The sequence below is a fragment of the Pseudomonas sp. UTLPPB19802 genome (assembly GCF_059730225.1).
This window is the reverse complement of sequence record NZ_AP048545.1, coordinates 233,810-253,477: the sequence shown is the minus strand read 5'-3', so window position 1 is coordinate 253,477 and position 19,668 is coordinate 233,810. Positions and strand designations below refer to the sequence as shown.

Below are 19,668 nucleotides of genomic sequence, written 5' to 3'. Positions count from 1 at the left end.
CCTTACCAAAACGATCGGATGCGCTCAGTGTACCTTGGTACACCGCAACCGCCAGCAGTGCAGTTGTAGCTAGGCTTTTACGTTGCTCGCCAGCACCGGCAAGCGTGCCAGCTTCAGTGCCACCAGCAAGGCCACCAGCAGCAGACTGCCGATGAACATCCCGATGCCGTTCCAGCCCGCGTAGTGCCAGGCCACTCCGCCCAGGGTACCGGCGACGCTGGAGCCGGCGTAGTAGCAGAACAGGTACAGCGACGAAGCCTGGCCCTTGGCTTTCAGGGCGCGGCGGCCGATCCAGCTGCTGGCCACCGAGTGCGCGCCGAAGAAGCCGAAGGTGAACAGCAGCACCCCACCGATCACCACCGGCAGCGGCGTGACCAACGTCAGGGCGATGCCCAGCAGCATGGTCAGGATCATCGACCAGAGCACTTTGCGCCGGCCCAGCTTGTCGGCCAGGGCGCCGATCTGCGCCGAGCTGTAGATGCCCGACAGGTAGACGATCGACAGCAGGCCGACGAACGCCTGGCTCAGGCTGTAGGGCTCGGCCAGCAAGCGATAGCCGATGTAGTTGAACAGGGTCACGAAGGCACCCATCAGCAGGAATGCCTCGAGGAACAGCAGGGGTAGGCCGGCATCACGGAAATGGATGGTGAAGCCGTTGATCAGGTTGCGGGTATTGAGTTTGCTGGGGCGGAAGTTGCGCGATTCCGGCAGGATCTTCCAGAACACCGTCGCGGCGATCAGCGCCAGGCCGCCAATGACCAGCAAGGCGGTGTGCCAACTGACGAAGTCGATCAGCACGCCGATGATCAGTCGCCCGCTCATCCCGCCGATGGCGTTGCCACCGATGTAAAGGCCCATGGCCAGGCCGATGTGCTGGGGATGGATCTCTTCACTCAGGTAGGTCATGCCGACGGCCGCCAGGCCGCTCAGCGACAGGCCCACCAGCGCCCGCATGACCAGCACGCCCTGCCAGGTGGGCATGAAGGCGCCGAGGATGGTGAACAGTGCGGCGCTGAACAGCGCCACTACCATCACCTGCTTGCGCCCGAGGCTGTCCGAAATCGGTCCGGTGATCAGCAGTCCAATCGCTAGCATCGCGGTGGCCACCGACAGGATCAGGCTGCTCTGGGCGGCATTGATCCCGTACTCCTTCGAGAGCATCGGCATCATCGGTTGTACGCAGTACAGCAGGGCGAAGGTCGCGAAGCCGCCGGAGAACAGCGCCAGCACGGTGCGCATGAACGCTGGGGTGCCTTTTTCGATGTAGGTGTCGCTGGGGCGAGGGGTCGTATCGTTCGATACGTCGGAGGGAATTTCGTGAGCGAGGGGAGCAACAGCAGTTTTCACGGTGGACCTCGGAAGGTGCATTCGGTCAGGCAATGGAAAAATCATATAGCTGGCTAAATATTCTTTCCAATATATTGTTCGACATGTTTGATATGTTTTACGACTCAATGAGGTGTCCATGGAATTGCGTCATCTGCGCTACTTCATCGCCGTGGCCGAGGAACTTCACTTCGGCCGCGCCGCAGAGCTGTTGGGCATTTCCCAGCCGCCGTTGAGCCAGCAGATCCAGGCGCTGGAGCAGGAGCTGGGAGCGCGTCTGTTCGAGCGTACCAATCGTCGGGTCGAGCTCAGCGAGGCCGGTCGGTTGTTCCTGGAGGAGGCCCGGCTGGTGCTGGCGCAGGTCGACAAGGCGGCGGATGTGGCTCGAAGGGCCCAGTTGGGCGAATTGGGCGAATTGAAGATCGGTTTCACCTCGTCGGCGCCGTTCAACTCGACGATTCCCCAAGTGATTTTCTCGTTTCGCCAGTCCTATCCGGCGGTGCACCTGAACCTGCAGGAAATGAGCAGCAAGATGGTGGCTGATGCGCTGATGGACGGATCGATCGAGGTCGGCCTGATGCGTCCGCTGCAGTTGCCTGATGCCCTGCACGTCGTTGAACTGATGCGTGAGCCGTTGGTGGCGGTGCTAAGCTCCGAGCACCCGCTGGCCAGCAGCAGCGAGGCGGGGTTGCACCTGTCGGAGCTGGCGCTGGAACCATTCGTGTTCTTTCCGCGCAGCTACGGCAGCGGCCTGTATGCGCAGTTGATGAGCCTGGCGCGGCAAGCGGGCTTCAGTCCGCATTTCGCCCAGGAGGCGGGCGAGGCGATGACTATCATCGGGCTGGTGGCGGCGGGGCTTGGGGTCTCGGTGATGCCGGCGTCCTATCAGCGCATCCGCATTGATGGCGTGGTCTATCGGCGCCTGCTCGATCCGGACGCAATCTCGTCGGTGTGGCTGGTACAGCGCAAGGACCAGAAGTCACCGATGGCCAAGGCGTTTGTCGATTTGCTGACGCAGCGGGCGGTGTCACAACAAGTCTGAAAGTCGGGCAAGCCCGCTCGCCACAGTGGAGGGGCTCACCTCTGGAGAGGGTTACTGCACCTTCGACAGATCGCCCTTCAGCGCCACGCCACCGATGAATGCGCCGGCATGGCATTCGTAGGTGGTCGGGCTCTTGGTTTCGTTACGCTTGTAGTAGCTGACGATGTTGGTCACCGCGTTTGCCCCGACCTTTTTCGCCGCTTCGTCCAGGGTGATCAGCGCCGACTGCAGGGCCCAGGCGCAGGCTTCCTCGTCGCTCTTGTTGAAGGCGTTGGTCTTCTTGTTGGTGACCGCGCCCGGACTGACCACGGTGATCTTGCCCTTTGGCGTGTTGCCCGCCAGGTAGAACTTGACGTTGCCGTCGATCTTGCCGGTGCTGACCGCTTCGGCCACCACCTTGTCGAACGGCAGGTTCAGCGTGGTGTCGCGAGCCTGGCTCAGGCCTGGCAGGCTGCACAGGGTCAAGGTGGCAGCAGCGGCCCAGGTTTTCATCTTCATGGTCAACTCCTTGTTTTTCGATGCACGGAAGAAACGTTGTTATTGGCTGATTGGCTGCGGCTGGCCAACACCGATGGCACGAGCAGTGCTTTCGGCATCGTGGTCGCGCAGCTCACGCAGGATGCCCTTGTCCAGCAGGCGCACCCAGCGGATGTAGTTCTTGTGGATCTTGCCATCCTTGTAGTCCATGCCGCTGCTGTCGCGGTAGGCGATGTTGTAGCCGCTGGCGCTGTAGTTGATATCGACCTCGACGTGGAATTTCTCCCGCACGGTGATCTCGGCCTGGACCTGTGACGGGTTGACCCGCTGCACGCTCCACTTGCGCTTGACCAGGGTCGTGAGGATCGCCTGCTTCATCTGCTCCTGGCTGGTCTGGATTTCGGGCGTGACAGTGCGGGTCGGGGTGATGATTTTCTTGCTGGTGCAACCGGCGGTCGTCAGTAGGGCCAGGGCGATCAGTACAACGCGAAACAGGGACATTCCATTTCTCCAGTGGGGTAAGAATCAGGACCAGCGACGGAACACCAGCGAGGTGTTCACGCCACCGAAGGCAAAGTTGTTGTTCATCACATACTCGTTGCTCATCTGCCGGAACTCGCTGCGCAGGTAGTCCAGCTCCGCGCATTGCGGGTCGACCTGGTCGAGGTTGAGGGTATGTACGTAGCTGTCGCGGTTCATCATTTCGATGCTGAACCAGGACTCCAGCGCGCCACAGGCGCCGAGGGTATGGCCGAGGAAACTCTTCTGCGAACTGATGGGCATGCGGCTGCCGAACAGGCTTTGAGTCGCCAGGGTCTCGGCGATGTCGCCCTGTTCGGTGGCGGTGCCGTGGCCGTTCACGTAGCCGATGGCGTCGGGAGGGAGCCCGGCGTCTTCCAGCGCCAGTTCCATGGCCCGGCGCATGGTGACCTGCTCCGGACGGGTCGCGTGCTGGCCGTCGGCGTTGCTGCCGAAGCCGACGATTTCCGCATGGATATGCGCGCCGCGGGCCAGGGCATGTTCCAACTCCTCGAGCACCAGCATGCCGCCGCCCTCGCCGATCACCAGGCCATCGCGGCCGCTGTCGTAGGGACGGGGGCTGGTGTGCGGGGCATCGTTCTTCAGGCTGGTGGCGTAGAGTGCGTCAAATACCATGGCCTCGGTCGCGCACAGCTCTTCCGCGCCGCCGGCGAGCATCATCGGCAGGCGGCCGAACTTGATCGCCTCGTAGGCATAGCCGATGCCCTGGCTGCCGCTGGTGCAGGCGCTGGAGGTAGGGATAAGGCGTCCGGTGAGGCCGAAGAAGATGCTGATGTTGGCCGCCGTGGTGTGGGGCATCATGCGCACGTAGGAGTTGGCGTTCAGCCCCTCGGCCACCGAGTTGATCAGCATCATGCCGAAGGCCTTGATCTCGTCGGTGCTGCCGGTGGACGAGCCGCAGGCCACGCCCATGCGTCCGTCGCGGATGATTTCGTTGCCGAGCAGGCCGGCATCGGCCAAGGCCATTTCGGCGGCGCCGACGGCGAAGCGCGAGACCCGGCCCATGCTGCGCAACTGTTTGCGGGTCCAGTGGGACGGCACCGCATAGTCATCCACCGGGCCGGCCAGGCGGGTGTTCAACTCGGTGAAGCGGTTCCATTCGTCCATGCGCCGGATGCCGCTGCGGCTGGCGCGGAAGTTGGCCTCGATGCTGGCCCAGTCGCTGCCCAGCGAGGTGATGCCGGCCATGCCGGTGACGACGACGCGCTTCATCAGCACAGGCCTCCGTTGACGGCCAGGACCTGGCGGGTGATGTAGGCCGCTTCGGCGGACATCAGGAAGTTCACCGCGCCGGCGACCTCTTCCGGGGTGCCCATGCGCTGCGCGGGAATCATTTTCAGCAGTTCTTCCACCGGGACGTTCTCGTCGAGCATGGCGGTGTCGATCAGCCCTGGCGCGACGCAGTTGACGGTGATCTTGCGCTTGCCCAGCTCGATCGCCAGGGCCTTGGCCGCGCCGATCAGGCCGGCCTTCGAGGCGCTGTAGTTGACCTGGCCCCGGTTGCCGATCAGGCCGGACACCGAAGTGATGCAGACCACTCGCCCCGGTGCGCGGCGGCGGATCATTGGCATCATCAGCGGGTGCAGGACGTTGTAGAAACCGTCGAGGTTGGTGCGCAGTACCTGGTCCCAGTCGTCATCCGAGAGGGCCGGGAAGGCGCCGTCGCGGGTCAGGCCGGCGTTGAGCACCACGCCGTAGTAGGCGCCATGGGCCTCGACGTCGGCTTCGAGAATGGCCCGGCAGGTTTCCCGCTCGGACACGTCGAACTGTAGGACTCGGGCGTTGCGACCCAGTGCCAGGATTTCGGCTTGTACCGCGTCGGCCTCGGCGCGACCGCTGCGGCAGTGCAACACCAGGTCATAACCGGCCTGGGCCAGGCGCAGGGCGATCGCACGGCCGATGCCACGGCTGGAGCCGGTAACCAGAATGGATTCAGTCATGGCTGGATTCCTGTGATTCGTTGAGATAGGCGGCGGCCTGGGGCGGACGGAACACGTTCAGGCGCGCCGAGGCCTGGATGGCCGGACCGCTCAGGTGGCATTCGAAGACGCCCATGCCGTTGTCATCCTCCAGGGAGCGCTGGGCGTGGATGGTCAGCTCGCTGCCCTGCGGAAAATGTTCGACGTTGCATTCGAACTTGCGGGTACCGAGCAGGAACCCCAGTTCAACCGGCCGGCCCTCGCTGCGGGCGCGGCAACCGGCATAGGCGGCCACGCTCTGCGCCATCAGCTCGATACCGACCCAGGCCGGCAGGCTGCCGTCCTCGCGGTTGAACAGGCCGCCGGGGCGCACGGTGAGACGGGTCTGGATCTGTTCTTCATCGAAGGCCAGGACCTGATCGATCAGGATCATGTCCCCGGCGTGGGGCAGCAATTCGGCGAGCGGCCAATCGATCATGGGGCGTCTCCGATAATCAGGCTGACATTGTTACCGCCGAAGGCAAACGAGTTGCTCATCAGGCGACGTGGGGTCGCGGGGTCTAGCCGGTCGTCCGGGCTGGCCCAGTGCAGTGGCGGCAACGCCGGGTCGGGCTGGCTGTCCCAGAGGTGCGGCGGCAGGGCGCCATGCGGATTCTCGGCGCTCAGGCTCAACCAGCAGAAGGCCGCTTCCAGCGCCCCTGCGGCGCCAAGGGTGTGGCCGGTCATGGGCTTGGTCGAGGAACAGGGCAGGCTGCTCGGGAAAAGACCGGCGACGGCCAGGCTTTCCATGGCGTCGTTGTGCTGGGTTGCGGTGCCGTGCAGGTTCAGGTAGGCGATCTGCCCGGGCTGCAGGCCAGCCTGGCGCAGGGCCTTGGCCATGGCCTGGGTGGCGCCCTTGCCGGCCGGTTCCGGAGCGGAGATATGGTAGGCGTCGCAGCTGGCGCCGGAGCCGAGCAGGGCGATTGGCTGTGCATCGCTGGCCTGGCGAGTCATCAGGAACAGCACGGCGGCCTCACCGATGTTGATGCCGTTGCGGTTCACCGAGAACGGGTTGCAGCGTTGCTCCGACACGGCTTCCAGCGAGCTGAAACCGTTCAGGGTCAGCTTGCACAGACTATCGACCCCGCCGCACAGCACTGCATCGCACAAGCCCAGGTCGAGCAGGCGCTGGGCGCTCATCAGGGCGCGGGCGCTGGAGGTGCAGGCGGTGGAAATCACATAGGCCGGCCCCTCCAACTGCAGCCAGTCGGCGAGGAAGCTGGCCGGGGCGCCGAGTTCTTGTTGCCGGTAGTCGTAGTCGGCGGGGAACTGCTGGTCGCGCAGGTAGCTGGCGATGCCGCGGCTGGCTTCGTCGATGCCCGAGGTGCTGGTACCCAGGACGATACCGATGCGCTCGCGGCCATGGGTGTCGATGGCTTGCTGGATCGAATCGCGGATCTGCAGGGTCGCCTCCATCAGCAACTGGTTGTTGCGGCTGTGCTGGTCGCTCAGTTCGTGGGGCAACGCGACCAGATCGCCGCGCACGGCCGCGACCGGCAGCGCGCGCTCGGGGACCCAGCCGGTCTCGGTGCGAATGCCCGAACAGTCACCGGCGAACAGGTTACGTGCAACTTCCTGCTTGTCGCGACCCAGGGCGCAGATCAGGCCGAGGGCGTTCAGGTAGGCGGTCATGGTGCGCTCTCGTTCAACGGGCTGATGCTGTAGTGCAGACCTTGTGGCAGGTCGAGACGGAAAAACAGCGGCTGGCGATAAATGACCCGCCACTGCTCGCCTAGTTGCCGCTGCCCGGCTTGCTGTCGGGCGGTGGGGTAGTTGGTTGTCAGCTCGGCCTGCGGCGTCAGCGCGAACAGCAGGGCGGCGAACAGTTCGCGGGCCTGCGGGTTGGGCGGCAGGAGGCCGTCGGCGTGCCAGTCACCGTCCTGCAAAAGTTGACGGGCCAGCGGGATGCCGAGGGGGTCCATCAGCGACCAGCGCAGGCCGCCGGCTTCGCGTTGGATCACCAGCAGCCAATCCTGGCGCATGCCGTCCTGCTGGCGCTCGACCAGCAGTTGCATCGGCAGGGCCAGGGTCGGCGTATGCGTGGGCAGCGGCAGGCGGCTGGCGCAGGCGCCCAGCAGCAGGAAGCAGCCCAGCAACAGTACACGTATCATTCGCTATGACCTGCCAGGGGTTTGCGGGCAACCACGTTGACCAGGGTTTCCTCACGCTGGCCGACTGGCGGCGGGCTTTTCAGGCGCAGGCGTTCGAGCAGGCCGAAGTCCTTGGACCGGCTCCACCACAGGTAGGGGTACGAGACGTTCTTCTCTTCGAACTCGAAGCCCTGGTCGCGGATCATGTCCAGGTACTGTCCGGCGCTTTTCTGCACATGCATTGGGTGGCGGAACAGCCAGCGGATCACCCATGTGTCGATGTAGGCCTCGGTGGACTCGGCGAACAGCAGGTAGCCACCGGGCTTGAGTACCCGATAGAACTCGGCCAGGGCCCGGTCCTGCTGGACCAGATGATGGAAGGTCTGGTGGCAGAACAGGATATCGACGCTCTCGGATTCGACGTCCAGGGTCGCGCAGTCGCTGCCGATCAGTTCGATGTCGAGATTGCGCCGCCGTGCTTCTGCGGCGGACAGCTCCAGGCTGTGCGGGTCAGCATCGAGGCCGATCAGCCGTTGCGGCGTGAACACCTGCTGCAGGTATTGGAAGGACTTGCCCTGGCCGCAGCCGGCGTCGAGCAGTACCGGGTTTTTTGGCAGCTCTTCGCTGAACAGGCGGCGCAGGTCGTTGATCGCCACGCGCAACACGTGGTGCTGCCAGGTGTGGCTGCGCAGGAACCAGAAGCCGAAGCGGGTTTCCTCGACGTAGGTGTCGCTCAGGTATTGATTGCTCATGCCGGGGTACTCGCACAGATTTCCGAGAGCATACGCAGGCGGCGCTTGGGCTCACTGACAAAGGGATTGCGCTCGTCCCAGGCATAGCCGGCGAGGATCGAGCTGATCATCGCGCGGATGTCGTCCGAACTGCCGGGATGGTAGATCACATCCTGGAAGGTCCCGGCGTACCAGCCTTCGACATAGCAGCGGAAGGTGTCGACTCCACGCTTCAGCGGTTCGGCGAACTCGCTCTGCCAATCGACGCTCTCGCCCCGCAACTGCCGATGCAACAGGCCTGCGGCCATGCTGGCCGAGCGCATGGCGATGGTCACGCCGGAGGAAAATACCGGGTCGAGGAACTCCGCCGCGTTGCCCAGCAGTGCATAGCCCGGGCCGTGCAGGCTCTTGACGTTGGCCGAGTAGCCGCCGATGGCTCGTGCCGGAGTATCCCACACGGCGTTTTCCAGCACGCGTTGCAAGCTCGGGGTTTCGGCGACGAAGCCTTTCAGGCAGGCGTCCAGGTCTTCGCCGCGACCGGCGAAATGGCTGGCGTCAGCGACTACGCCGAGGGAGCAGCGGCCGTTGCTGAACGGGATAGTCCAGAACCAGATGTCGCGCTTTTCCGGGTGGGTGGTGATGAGGATTTTCTCCCGCTCGAAAGCGGGATGGTCGATGCGGTCTTCGATGTGGGTGAACACTGCCTGGCGCACCGGGAAGCCCGAGGGCGCCTCCAGGTCCAGCAGGCGCGGCAGCACGCGGCCGTAGCCGCTGGCATCGAGGACGAAGCGGGCTTCGAGCCGGTACTCGCTGCCGTCTTCGCGCCGGACCTGCAACTGTGGTTGCGGACGCTCGAAATCGGCGCCGACGATTTCCTCGCCGTAACGGATTTCCACGCCCTGCAGGGCGGCCTGGTCCGCCAGCAGCTTGTCGAAATCGGCACGCTGCACCTGGAAGGTGGTCGGCTTGCCATTGCTGAAGGTCTGGCCGAAGTCGAAGGCACTGTAGCGATCGCCCCAGGCGAAGGCTGCGCCATTCTTCAGCTGAAAGCCGGCAGCGTTGACGGCGTCGAGCATCCCGGCTTCCTCGACGAAGTCCAGGCAGTGGGACAGCAGGCTCTCGCCGATGGAGAAACGCGGGAAGTGCTGGCGCTCGATGATCAGCACGTCATGGCCATTGCGCTTGAGCAGGGCGGCGGCGATTGCACCGGACGGGCCGGCGCCGATCACCACCACTTCACGGCGTTCCATTTCAGTCATTGGCACACGGGCTCCTTGCCGGTCTCGGCGCTATTCAAGGGGATACGGTTCATGCCCGCCAATGCCGGCAGCAGGGTGGCGAGCAGGCCCATCAGCATCAGCGCGAAATACAGCGCCGGACTGATCAGCTGTTGTTGCAGGAGCAGGTTGAGGAAGACGATTTCACTCAAGCCGCGAATGTTGAGCAGCAGGCTTTCCTTCCAGCGGCTGGCGCCGGGGAACGAGCTTCCGGCCCAGCCCAGGCCCAGCCAGTTGCCGAGCAGCTTGCTGGCGACCGGGACCACCAGCAGCGCGACGAATTGCACCAGGCTCAGGTTGCTCAGGGCGCTGTGCACGTTGATCTGCACGATACCGAAGGTGAGGATCAGCGGAATCGCCACGCCGATCTGCAGACGGTTCATCCACTCGGGCTTGAGTGGTGGCACCAGCGGTACCTTGAGCCAGGCCATGCAGAACAGGTATCCGATGCCGAAGATCAGGGCGTTGAGCTTGTAGTGTTCGACCACCACCAGCAGGCCGAAGAAGCCCAGGCTGTAGACCAGCGGTTGGCGTATCCGGCAGGCATGCAGGGCCAGCGGCACCAGCGTCCCCGCCAGAGGCAGCAGCAGGCTGCCCAGGTGCAGGCTGCCCTGGGCCAGGCCGAAGAGGGTCCAGCAGGCCAGGTCGATGAGGATTGCGGTCTGTACCAGGCGCCGGGTGGCGGCGAGTGGATAGCCGATGTGCTTGAGATAGAGGTACAGCACGGGGATCGCGGTGATGGCGAACACCAGGCCGATTGCCAGGGCGTTCAGCCAGTGCTGTTCCGGCAGCACCCAGGCGGCGCAGGCCAGCCCGCAGGCAAACGGTATGCAGAAGCTCGGCAGGGCGATCTTCAGGCTCTCGCGGTCCATCTTCAGTTCGATCACGTCGCTGAGGATACTGCCCAGCACCAGTGCAAAGGCGAACCCGTAGAGGGTCTTCAGCCACTCGGGGGCGATCAGCGCGGCGCCGCTCAACTGCCAGTGCGGCTCGACCCAGAACAGCATCAGCAGCGGCAGGCCGAAGGTCGCCAGCAGCAGCTGGCTGACGATCGGCACCAGGCCGAACTGCTTGCCGATACGGGTGGCCAGCGCGAAGGCGGCCAGTGCCATGCCCCAGAACAGCAGGATCATCATGGTGCGAATTCCTTTTTCACCCGTTCATGGGATTGCCGCCCGGCCCACGGCGCAAGCAGGAAGCTGAAAGCCAATCCCAGGCTGACCGACAGGCCGAAGTTGCTCACCGCCGGCGTGCTGGAAATCGCCAGCAGGCCGAACGACAGCCAGGTGGTCAGCGCCGCCAGCAGGGTGCCGAGCAGACTGACTGCCGCACCGCCGATCTGTTCGCGCATCAGGATCGCGTAGTCGACGCTGATGGCCGTGACCAGCAGCAGGCCGAACAGGCTGAACAGGGTCAGTGGCTGCCCCAGCCAGCCGAGGCTGGCCAGGCTGCACAGCGCGGCCAGCAACGGCAGGGAGACGATGCGTAAGGCACCACCGAGACCGAATGGCAGGATCAGCAACAGCACGATCAGCACGCAGGAGGCGAGTTTCAGTTCCGCCGCGCTGATCTGCGTGGCGGCGAACACCTTGTTCAGGTCACCGAGACGATCCACCAGTTGCACGCCTGGCAGGTCCATTGCCTGGACGCGCAGCAACTCGGCGTTGTTCAGGCCCTGCAGGCTGACCATGCCCGCCACGCCGTCGGCGTAGGGGCCGAGCCAGAGCACACGCCAGGGTTCGCCGAGGGGGCCGGCCAGGGCACTGTCGATATCCTCGATCGGCAGGGCCTGGAGTTCGGCCAGTTCCTTCTGCAAGGCCGCCAGTGGTACGCCGAGGTCGAGCAATGGCTGCCAATGCCGTGGCAGTTGCTGGAGCGAGTCACGCAGGCGCTGTTGCTCGCTGGGCAGGCTGACCAACTGGTTCAGCGACAGGTAGCCCTGCAGCTTGTCCAGGCTCACCAGTTGTCCGAGGCGCTTGGCCAGGGCCGTCTGGCGTTCCAGGAGCTGTTGCTGGTCGGCGGCGCGAACCAGGAAGAACTGGCTGGTCGGCTGGTAGCCGGTGATCCGTGCAATCGCCTGGGCCTCGGCCTGCAATTGCGGCGGCGCGCCGACCCACTGGCGGATATCGTTTTTCGTGCCCAGGTGCCAGAGGCCTCCGGCGCAGAACAGCATCAGCAGGCCCAGCAATACCGGGCTGCCGAGTTTCAGCAGCAGCCGTTCGCGCAGTGCCAGCAAGGCCTCGCTGACCTTGAGCGGCCATTCGGCCGGGCGTAGCTCGGCGCCCTTGAGCAACGCCGGCAGCAGGCATACCGCTGTCAGGTAGGCGCCGAGCAGGCCGGCAGCGGAGAACACCGCGATCTGGGTCAGGGCCGGGAACGGTGTCCAGGCCAGCGCCAGGTAGCCGATGCAACTGGTGGCCAGGCTCAGGCTGAGGCCGGAGAGGGTCAGGCGCAGGGCGGGCCAGCTTTGCCAGGGCTTGAGGCTCCAGCTCTTGGACAGGTAGTGCAGGGGATAATCCACCGCGACGCCGATCAGGCTGGAGCCGAGCACCAGCGTCATCACGTGCATGTGGCCGAAGAATGCCACGCAGGCCACGGCGCCGAACAGCATGCCCACCAGCACTGGAACGAAGGCCAGCAACACCCGCCAGCGCCGGAACGCCAGCAGCAACAGCAGGAGAATACCCAGGGTGGCGCCGCCGCCGACCCAGGTAATTTCCCGGGTCGCCTGCTGCTGGCCGCTGGCGGCGTACAGCAGGCCGCTGGCGGCCAGCAGTTGCACGTCGGCCTGGCTGGCCTGCTCGCGGCTCTGCTTGAGCAGTTCGGCCACTTGCAGCGGCAGTTTCATGTCGAAGGCGTTGCCGGTGGTGCGGGCCCGCAGCAGCACCCAGCTCTTGCCATCGGCGTCGGCCACCAGGGCGCCGCTGCCGATGTCCAGTTGCACCGCACCTCGTTGGGGCTGGCTGTTCTGGATACGTCCGGTGAGGCCGAGCCAGTCGTCCTGGCTCGGCACCAGGCTGAAGCCGGCGAAGGGGTCGAACAGCGTTTGTACTCGCTGCTGGATGAACGCCGCCGGGTCATCGATCAGTTGCCGGCGGTCCTTCGCCGAGAGCATCGCCAGGCGGCCCTGCAACAGTTGCTCGCGCAGTGCGGGCAGGTCGGCCTGCAGGTCCCACTGGACCTTCTCGAACAACCCGCTGGCCTGCCAGCGCTCGCCCAACTGGCGAGCCATGGCGATGGCCTGCTGGCGATCGGCCTGGCCGACCAGCACCAGGATTTCCCGATTCAGCGGCTCCTGCATGCGTTGTTCTGCCTTGAGGTCCAGCGCATCGGGCGAGGTGCCCGGCACCAGTTCCATCAGGTTCGCCGACAACGGCGCGCCGTGTCGCCACTGCCAGCCGGCGAGTGCGAGCACTGCCAGCAGCAGGATCAGGAACAGGCGCGGCAGCAGGCGTTCACTCGGCAAAGTCATGCTGCTCCGCTTCGCTCAGGGGTTGGCTCGCCGTGCTGTCCTGCATGCGCAGGACGGTGCTGTCGCCTTGGGTCTCGAGCAGTTCGATGCGTTGCACCAGGGCGCCGCCGTCGATGTTGATGCGGGTGAAGATCTGCTTGAGCAGCACCGAGCGTGGCGTCAGGGTCAGCTTCCAGTCGTTGGCCTCGCCTTGCAGTTGCAGCTCGAAGTCCCGTTGCAGGCCGCTGCTGTCACCTTGCAGTACGGCGATGAACAGGCGGTTCTGCTCGGCCCCGGCACTCTTGTTCGGGACCATCTGCCAGCCGCTGGCGTCACGCCGGGCGATACCCTTGGCGGTGATGCGGTAGTCCTGTTGCAGCGGAGTCTTGAGCAGCCATAGCAGGCCGTGGTCCTTGGCGAGAACGAAGGTACCCCTGCTGGTCAGCGGTTGCGGCAGGGCGCGCAGGTGTTTTTCCTGGACGAAGCTGCCGTGGATCACCGTGGGCTTGGCCAACTGCTCGCTCAACTGTTGCAAGTCGAAGGCCGCTGCCTTCCCGGAAAGGCCCAGGCACAACACCAGCAGCAGACCACGCAGGCCCCCTGTAGGCGCCGGCTTGCTGGCGATGAGGCCCTTGAGCCTTGCAGCGATCTTGCGGACGCTATCGCCAGCAAGCCGGCTCCCACAGAGGCCGTGTTTCAGGATATTCATGCGAGCACCTTTTCGACCGCGTCGACGAAGACTCTTGGCGAAGCCAGCTGCATCTCGCGGCTTTCGATGTGCACCGCGACCTGCACCGTGCTGGCACGGGTCAGGCGTTCACCGCTGGCAAGATCGGTGATCAGGTAGTTCACCTTCAGGCGGTTTTCCCATTCCACCAGGTCGGCCCGCACGTTGATCTTCTGGCCGAACACCGCTCCACGCACATAGCGCAGTTGCAGGTCGATCACCGGCCAGGCATAGCCGGACTCGCGCATCTGCACGTAGTCGTGGCCGATATGGTCCAGCAGCGCGCAGCGCGCCACTTCCAGGTATTTCACGTAGTGGCCGTGCCAGACCACGTGCATGGTATCGACGTCGAAGAACGGCACGAGGATCTCCGTATCGACGTGCAGTACGCCACGGCTACGCATGCAGCCTCCAGTGTTGTTCGCCGATGCGTTGCAGGCACCGGCGCAGTTCGGTTTCCAGGGCGCGATCCTCGATCAGCGGCGGGAAGTCCCGGGCCAGTTCTTCCTGCATGGCCGCCAGTGCCGGAGGCAACGGGCGGGCATCGGCTTCCCGGCTGCGCAGCCAGACGCCCTGGTTGGCGGCCAGCAAGGTGGCGGCGGCGACCTGCTCGGTCAGTTCCAGCACGCGGATGGCGTCGCGGGCGGCGATGGTGCCCATGCTGACCTTATCCTGGTTGTGGCATTCGGTTGAACGGGAAAACACGCTCGCCGGCATGGTGTTTTTCAGGGCCTCGGCGGTCCAGGCGCTGGCACCGATCTGCACGGCCTTGAAGCCGTGGTTGAGCATGGCGCGTTCGCTGCTGGAGCCGGACAGGTTGCTCGGCAGGCCGTGGTTGTAGCGCACGTCCACCAGCAGGGCGAGCTGGCGGTCCAGCAGGTCGGCGACGTTGGCCACGAGGTTCTTCAGGCTGTCCATGGCGAAGGCGATATGCCCGCCGTAGAAGTGCCCGCCGTGCAGTACACGCTCCTGCTCGGCGTCGATGATCGGGTTGTCGTTGGCGCTGTTCAGTTCGGTCTCGATGAAACCGCGCAGCCAGCCCAGGCTGTCGGCCAGCACCCCGAGTACGTGGGGGGCGCAGCGCAGCGAGTAGCGATCCTGCAGGCGGTGCAGTGGTGCGGTCGGCGCGTCGATGGCCAGGTCCTGGCGCAGCCAGGCCGCCACCTGCATCTGCCCCGGATGCGGCTTGGCGGCGAACAGGCGCTCGTCGAAGTGTTCGGGATTGCCTTGCAGTGCGACGACATTCAGCGCAGTGATACGGGTCGCCAGGCGCAGCAGGTAGTCGGCGCGGGCGAACGCCAGGCAGGCCAGGCCGGTCATCACCGCCGTACCGTTCATCAGCGCCAGGGCCTCCTTGGGCCGCAGGACCAGTGGGTCCCAACCCAGCTCGCGGTGCACGTCGCTGGCCTGGCGGCGCTCGCCACGGAACAGCACTTCGCGTTCACCCGACAAGGTCGCGGCCACATAGGAGAGCGGCGTCAGGTCGCCGCTGGCGCCCACCGAGCCCTCTTCGGGAATCAGCGGCAGGATGTCCAGGTCGAGAAACGCCTGCAAGCGTTCCAGCAGTTCCACGCGCACCCCGGAAACCCCGTGGCACAGCGACTGTAGGCGCGCAGCGAGCACGGCACGGGTGGCCTGTGGGTCGAGCAGTTTGCCCAGGCCGCAGCCGTGGAAGGTGTAGAGATGACGCGGCAGCGCCTCGACGTGCTGCAGCGGCACGGCGACCACGCAGGAGTCGCCGTAGCCGGTGGTGACGCCGTAGATCACGCCTTCCTTGTCCAGCAGCGAGTCAAGGAACTGCGCGCCCTTGGCAATGCGCTGGCGATAGGCCGGGTCGTTTTGCAACTGCGTCGGCACCTGACGGTTGGCCAGGGCCAGCACGTCTTCGATGCGCAGCGGGAGTTCGCCGAAGGTTACCGGCTCAAGCGGATGCGTCGTCATCGTTCTTCCAGAAAGGGTAGAAATTGAACCATTGTTGGGGGGCTTGCAGGCAGTACTGGCCCAGGCGCTCGGCATAGCGGCCGGTCCATTGGGCGATGATCTGCTCGCGGTCGCCGCGTTTCCATTGCACGGCTTCGGCGAAGGGTTCGAGGGTGACGTGGTAGCGACCCTGGAGCTTCAGGCAGAACAGCAGGTTGACCGGGCATTTCAGCAACCCGGCCAGCAGCCAGGGCCCCTGGGGGAATGCCGCTTCGTGGCCGAGGAAGTTCACCCGCACGTTGCGTCCGCCATGCAGCGGGACGCGGTCGCCGGCAATCGCCAGCCACTCGCCGCGGTCCAGGCGCTGGCTCAGTTGCAGCATGATCGCCGGGTCCAGCTCGCTGACCTGGATCAGCCTCAGGTTGGTCGCTCCGGCTTCTCCCAGCAGGCGGTTGAAACGTTCGGCGTGCTTGGTGTGCACCAGCACGTTCATGGTGACCTTTTCACCCAGTTCGGCCAGGGCGCGGCAGACTTCCAGGTTGCCCAGGTGGGCACCGACCAGCATCTGTCCACGTTCGCCACGCAACTGGTCGCGCAGTAGGGCCGGGTCGATGATCTTGATCTGCTCGATGCCCAGCTTGCCATTCCAGACGTCGAGCTTGTCCAGCAGCGCATCGGCGAAGGCCATGAACTGACGGAAGACTTTCATCCGCGTCGGGAGCAGGGCGTTCTGGCCGCTCCACTCTGCGAGGCGCTGCTGGTATTGCCAGGCGCTTTGCCGGGCACTGCGGCCGAACAGGAAGAAATACAGGACGATGCCATGCAGCACCGGGCTGAGCAGTCGCCGACCGAGTACCCGCACGCCAAAGGCAGTGAGTTTCATCAGCCAGAAGCTGCCGCGCTCCTGGTGGTCAGCCCAGTGCTTCGTTTCGCTCATGCCCACCACCGTCGCCAGAGGATGCTCGGCAAGCGCAGCAACATGCCGAAGAACAGCCGTGTGTGCATGCCGGAAATCAGCGCATTGTCATGGAACAGGCGGAAGTGCGACAGGCCGTCCTGCGGGTAGTGGACCCGGGTCGGCAGCCAGCGCATGGGCTGGTTGCGCCAGGCCAGGCGTACGAGGATTTCCGGGTCGAAATCCATGCGCTTGCCGATCCGTGCGCTGTCGATCAACGCCAGCACCGGCGGCAGCGGGTAGACCCGAAAGCCGCACATGGAATCGGGAATCTGTAGCGACAGGCTGTTGATCCACACCCACACGTGGGTCAGGTAGCGGGCATAGAGGCGGCCCTTGGGCACGCTCTCGTCGTACTGCGGGTAACCGCAGATCAGTGCTTCGGGATGGCTGCGGGAGGCGTCGAGGAAGATCGCGACATCCTGCAGGTCGTGTTGGCCATCGGCGTCCACCTGCAGGGCATGGCTGAAACCACGCCGCGAAGCCTCGCGCAGGCCGGCCATGACCGCGCCGCCCTTGCCCTGGTTGACCGGCAGCTTGATCAGGAAGGTGTTCTCACCCTCGGCCAATTGTTCCAGTACTGCGGCGCAGGCCGGGCTGCTGGCATCATCCACCAGCACGCAGGGCAGGCCGGCTGCCAGCAGTGCCTCGACCACCGTCGGGACGGCGGTTTCGTGGTTGTACACCGGTATCACCGCACACGGCTTATGCATGCGCGGCCTCCAGCACGATGCGCCCGCTGGAGCAGGCCGCATCGCCATTGCGGAAGGCGAAGTAGAGCTTGCCGCGTTCCTGGTCGAAGCGCAGGCTCAGCTCGATCCGGTCGCCCGGGCGTACCAGTTGCTGGAACTTCAGCACTTCCATGCCGGCGAATTTCGCTGGCAGCTCAAGCCGTTCGCGACTCAGTTCCAGGGCCCAGTCCACCTGGACCACGCCGGGCAGTACCGGCGTAACCGGGAAGTGCCCGCTGAAGTAGGCCAGGTCCGGCGGAACGGCCAGTTGCAGCAGCCATTCGCCGTCGGTTTCGCTTTGCCCGAGCACTTCCGGCGATTTGGGCCGTGGCGCCTGCAACAGGGCCTGGACCTCGGCCTGCGGCAGCTTGCCTTGGGCGTTGAGCGGCATCTGCCGCAGCAACCGCCAGCGCCGTGGCAGCGCCAGGGCTTCGCAGTGCTTGAGCAGATGCTGGCGCAGGGCTTCGGTCAAGGCACGTCGGCCCTGGTTGCGCAGGGTGTGCAGGCCCTGGGCGGAGAGCACCAGCAAGGCGCCGAGATAGGCGCGGTTTTCCTGCACCACCCCCAGTCGCGCCTCGGCGACCCAGGGATGCTCCAGCAGCGCCTGTTCGAGCATTGGCAGGGAGATGCGTTTTTCTTCCAGCTTGACGATGCGGTCGAGCCGGCCGAGCAGTTCGAAGCGGCCATCGGCCTCGAAGCGCGCCGCGTCGGCGGTCTGCTCGATGTGGCCAGCCGGCAGGTAGGACGAGGCGACCTGCAAGGCACCGTCGGCATCCTGGGTCAGCTGTACATCGGCGAAGGGACGCCACAGTCGGTCGCCCTGGCGCCAGGCGATACCGCCCGTCTCCGAGCTGCCGAGGATCTCCGTTGGCCATTGCCCCAGGCGTTGCTGAAGGCTGCTGGCGGCTTCTTCCGGCAGCGCGCCGCCCGAGGAAAATACCCGGCGGACGGCGCTGAGTGCCGGCCAGTCGAGGTTGTCGCCCATGCGCTTGAGCAGCGCCGGGCTCGCCACCCAGGCGAACTGCGGGTGTTCGCGGCTGCTGCGCTGCAGGTCCTCGGGGAACGCCAGTTGCCGGCGCACGAAGGTGCGTCCGGCACACAGGGGCCAGAGTACGCGGAACAGCAGGCCGTAGATGTGCTGGGCCGCGACGCTGCCGATGATGCACGCCTGGCCAAGGTCGGCGCCCCACAGTTGCTCCAGGGCGAGCACTTCGTTGGCCAGTTGGCGCAGGCTTTTTTCGATGAGCTTGGGTTCGCCGCTGGAACCGGATGTGCACAAGCTCAGGCGGCACTGGTCGAGATCCAGCGCGGCCGGCTCCAGTGGCTCGGCCTGCAGGTAGGCTAGGTCGCTGCTGTCGGTCAGCCACAGGTCGACCTGTGCCGCCCAGCGTTGGCGGGTCTGGTCCTGCAGGTCAGGCAACAGCAGCACCGCCACGCCGGCCCGCCAGGCAGCGAGCAGGGCGATCGCCAGGTCCCCGGCGTCTTCGAGGTGCAGCGCCAGGCGTTGCACGTTCCGCTCGCGCAGGCTGGCGGCCAGGCCCAGGGCGCGCTGGCACAGTTGGGAATGGTCCAGCGGCGGATCGATTGTCACGGCACGCCCGGCGTGCATCTTGAGCAACAACTGCTCAAGGTTTATCCAATTCATGCGCGGCCTCTTACGCGTTGTCGTATCAGCCATTCAATGGCAAACAGCAGGCCCATCAAGCCATAGGCGATCAGGCCGTTGTACAACATCCACCAGCTCAGCGGTGCCCAGAGGGTGAGGGCGGCGGCGAGCAAGCCGTTGCAGAGAAAGAACAGGCTCCAGGCCTGGGTCACCCGGCGCGTGTAGCGGATCGCCACTTCCGGCAGTTCCGGCTCGCTCAGTCGCGCCAGGCGCTCGGCCACCGGTGGGCCGAACTTCAGGCTCAGGCTGAACAGGCCGAGCATGAAGCCGCTGATCAGCACCGGATACCAGCGCAACAGTGCCGGGCTGTTGAACAGCCCGAGCAGGCCGCAGAAGGCGATGGCGCACACGGCCATCCACAGGCTGCCGGGCTTGCGTTCGCCGGTCAGGGCACGGGCCAGCCACAGGCCGCCGAGCAACAGTCCGAACTGCCAGGGGGCGAAATGCTCCATGCCGAAATACACCGCAAAGGGGTACAGCAGGCCCGCCAGCAGCAGACCCAGGCCGATCAGTCGGCTCATGCGGCCGGCTGGACCAGCCGGAACACGGCCTCGACCACATCATTGACGGTACGGACTGCCTTGAATTCCTCGGCGGCGATCTTCTTGCCGGTCTGGCGCTTGATGTGGTCGATCAGGTCCACGGCATCGATGCTGTCGATTTCCAGGTCCTGGTACAGGTTGCTGTCCAGGGTCACGCGCTCGGGTTCGAGTTCGAACAGCTCGACGAGGGCATCGCGCAGGGTATTGAAGATGTCTTCACGGGTTTGCATGGTGG

The 19,668-nt window shown here is 65.2% G+C and carries 21 protein-coding genes; 1 reads left to right on the top strand and 20 read right to left on the bottom strand.

All coding sequences use genetic code 11. From position 1 onward, the window contains the following. Nucleotides 1-69: 69 nt before the first annotated feature. Nucleotides 70-1,347: an MFS transporter gene (locus tag AC6I6U_RS01105; RefSeq protein WP_497880258.1), complete on the bottom strand. Its 1,278-nt coding sequence runs from the start codon at nucleotides 1,345-1,347 to the stop codon at nucleotides 70-72. Nucleotides 1,348-1,465: 118 nt separating this feature from the next. Between AC6I6U_RS01105 and AC6I6U_RS01100 the strand changes: the two genes are divergently transcribed. Beyond that, nucleotides 1,466-2,368: a LysR family transcriptional regulator gene (locus AC6I6U_RS01100; RefSeq protein ID WP_497880257.1), complete on the top strand. Its 903-nt coding sequence runs from the start codon at nucleotides 1,466-1,468 to the stop codon at nucleotides 2,366-2,368. A gap of 51 nt (nucleotides 2,369-2,419) precedes the next feature. On the opposite strand, the gene AC6I6U_RS01095 is transcribed toward AC6I6U_RS01100, so the two are convergent. Genes AC6I6U_RS01095 through AC6I6U_RS01005 form a run of 19 tightly spaced genes read right to left on the bottom strand, consistent with a single transcriptional unit; the run spans nucleotide 2,420 to nucleotide 19,663 of the window. Then, complete coding sequence (locus AC6I6U_RS01095) at nucleotides 2,420-2,866, bottom strand: excinuclease (RefSeq protein ID WP_497880256.1); 447 nt, start codon at nucleotides 2,864-2,866, stop codon at nucleotides 2,420-2,422. A gap of 39 nt (nucleotides 2,867-2,905) precedes the next feature. After that, nucleotides 2,906-3,346, bottom strand: coding sequence for a hypothetical protein (locus AC6I6U_RS01090; protein WP_497880255.1), 441 nt, complete (start codon nucleotides 3,344-3,346; stop codon nucleotides 2,906-2,908). Nucleotides 3,347-3,370: 24 nt separating this feature from the next. After that, the gene (locus tag AC6I6U_RS01085; RefSeq protein ID WP_497880254.1) at nucleotides 3,371-4,597 is read right to left on the bottom strand and encodes a beta-ketoacyl-ACP synthase; all 1,227 of its coding nucleotides are present in this window, start codon (nucleotides 4,595-4,597) and stop codon (nucleotides 3,371-3,373) included. Next, nucleotides 4,597-5,325 (bottom strand): 3-oxoacyl-ACP reductase FabG, encoded by a 729-nt coding sequence (gene fabG, locus AC6I6U_RS01080; RefSeq protein WP_497880253.1) that lies wholly within the window; start codon nucleotides 5,323-5,325, stop codon nucleotides 4,597-4,599. The genes AC6I6U_RS01085 and fabG overlap by 1 nt, the downstream gene beginning before the upstream one ends. Then, a complete protein-coding gene (locus AC6I6U_RS01075; protein WP_497880252.1) occupies nucleotides 5,318-5,782 on the bottom strand; it encodes a hotdog family protein in 465 nt (154 codons plus the stop codon). The genes fabG and AC6I6U_RS01075 overlap by 8 nt, the downstream gene beginning before the upstream one ends. After that, a complete protein-coding gene (locus AC6I6U_RS01070; protein ID WP_497880251.1) occupies nucleotides 5,779-6,975 on the bottom strand; it encodes a beta-ketoacyl-[acyl-carrier-protein] synthase family protein in 1,197 nt (398 codons plus the stop codon). Before AC6I6U_RS01070 ends, AC6I6U_RS01075 begins: the two co-directional genes overlap by 4 nt. Beyond that, entirely contained in the window at nucleotides 6,972-7,454 is a 483-nt protein-coding gene (locus AC6I6U_RS01065; protein ID WP_497880250.1) for a hypothetical protein, read from the bottom strand. Before AC6I6U_RS01065 ends, AC6I6U_RS01070 begins: the two co-directional genes overlap by 4 nt. Then, a complete protein-coding gene (locus AC6I6U_RS01060; RefSeq protein WP_497880249.1) occupies nucleotides 7,451-8,185 on the bottom strand; it encodes a class I SAM-dependent methyltransferase in 735 nt (244 codons plus the stop codon). The genes AC6I6U_RS01065 and AC6I6U_RS01060 overlap by 4 nt, the downstream gene beginning before the upstream one ends. Beyond that, nucleotides 8,182-9,429, bottom strand: a complete 1,248-nt coding sequence (locus AC6I6U_RS01055) for an NAD(P)/FAD-dependent oxidoreductase (protein WP_497880248.1) — start codon at nucleotides 9,427-9,429, stop codon at nucleotides 8,182-8,184. Before AC6I6U_RS01055 ends, AC6I6U_RS01060 begins: the two co-directional genes overlap by 4 nt. After that, nucleotides 9,420-10,577, bottom strand: a complete 1,158-nt coding sequence (locus tag AC6I6U_RS01050) for a cation:proton antiporter (RefSeq protein WP_497880247.1) — start codon at nucleotides 10,575-10,577, stop codon at nucleotides 9,420-9,422. Before AC6I6U_RS01050 ends, AC6I6U_RS01055 begins: the two co-directional genes overlap by 10 nt. Next, on the bottom strand, nucleotides 10,574-12,913 hold the full coding sequence (locus AC6I6U_RS01045; RefSeq protein ID WP_497880246.1) for an MMPL family transporter: 2,340 nt from the start codon (nucleotides 12,911-12,913) through the stop codon (nucleotides 10,574-10,576). The genes AC6I6U_RS01050 and AC6I6U_RS01045 overlap by 4 nt, the downstream gene beginning before the upstream one ends. Then, complete coding sequence (locus AC6I6U_RS01040) at nucleotides 12,897-13,601, bottom strand: outer membrane lipoprotein carrier protein LolA (RefSeq protein ID WP_497880245.1); 705 nt, start codon at nucleotides 13,599-13,601, stop codon at nucleotides 12,897-12,899. The genes AC6I6U_RS01045 and AC6I6U_RS01040 overlap by 17 nt, the downstream gene beginning before the upstream one ends. Further along, complete coding sequence (locus AC6I6U_RS01035) at nucleotides 13,598-14,023, bottom strand: acyl-CoA thioesterase (RefSeq protein ID WP_497880244.1); 426 nt, start codon at nucleotides 14,021-14,023, stop codon at nucleotides 13,598-13,600. The genes AC6I6U_RS01040 and AC6I6U_RS01035 overlap by 4 nt, the downstream gene beginning before the upstream one ends. Beyond that, nucleotides 14,016-15,560, bottom strand: a complete 1,545-nt coding sequence (locus AC6I6U_RS01030; RefSeq protein WP_497880243.1) for an HAL/PAL/TAL family ammonia-lyase — start codon at nucleotides 15,558-15,560, stop codon at nucleotides 14,016-14,018. Before AC6I6U_RS01030 ends, AC6I6U_RS01035 begins: the two co-directional genes overlap by 8 nt. Continuing rightward, complete coding sequence (locus AC6I6U_RS01025) at nucleotides 15,541-16,476, bottom strand: lysophospholipid acyltransferase family protein (RefSeq protein ID WP_497880242.1); 936 nt, start codon at nucleotides 16,474-16,476, stop codon at nucleotides 15,541-15,543. The genes AC6I6U_RS01030 and AC6I6U_RS01025 overlap by 20 nt, the downstream gene beginning before the upstream one ends. Then, on the bottom strand, nucleotides 16,473-17,207 hold the full coding sequence (locus tag AC6I6U_RS01020) for a glycosyltransferase family 2 protein (protein WP_497880241.1): 735 nt from the start codon (nucleotides 17,205-17,207) through the stop codon (nucleotides 16,473-16,475). The genes AC6I6U_RS01025 and AC6I6U_RS01020 overlap by 4 nt, the downstream gene beginning before the upstream one ends. Continuing rightward, nucleotides 17,200-18,870: an ApeI family dehydratase gene (locus AC6I6U_RS01015; RefSeq protein ID WP_497880240.1), complete on the bottom strand. Its 1,671-nt coding sequence runs from the start codon at nucleotides 18,868-18,870 to the stop codon at nucleotides 17,200-17,202. Before AC6I6U_RS01015 ends, AC6I6U_RS01020 begins: the two co-directional genes overlap by 8 nt. Beyond that, on the bottom strand, nucleotides 18,867-19,412 hold the full coding sequence (locus AC6I6U_RS01010; RefSeq protein WP_497880239.1) for a COG4648 family protein: 546 nt from the start codon (nucleotides 19,410-19,412) through the stop codon (nucleotides 18,867-18,869). The genes AC6I6U_RS01015 and AC6I6U_RS01010 overlap by 4 nt, the downstream gene beginning before the upstream one ends. Next, nucleotides 19,409-19,663 (bottom strand): acyl carrier protein, encoded by a 255-nt coding sequence (locus AC6I6U_RS01005; protein WP_054060673.1) that lies wholly within the window; start codon nucleotides 19,661-19,663, stop codon nucleotides 19,409-19,411. The genes AC6I6U_RS01010 and AC6I6U_RS01005 overlap by 4 nt, the downstream gene beginning before the upstream one ends. Nucleotides 19,664-19,668 lie beyond the last annotated feature (5 nt).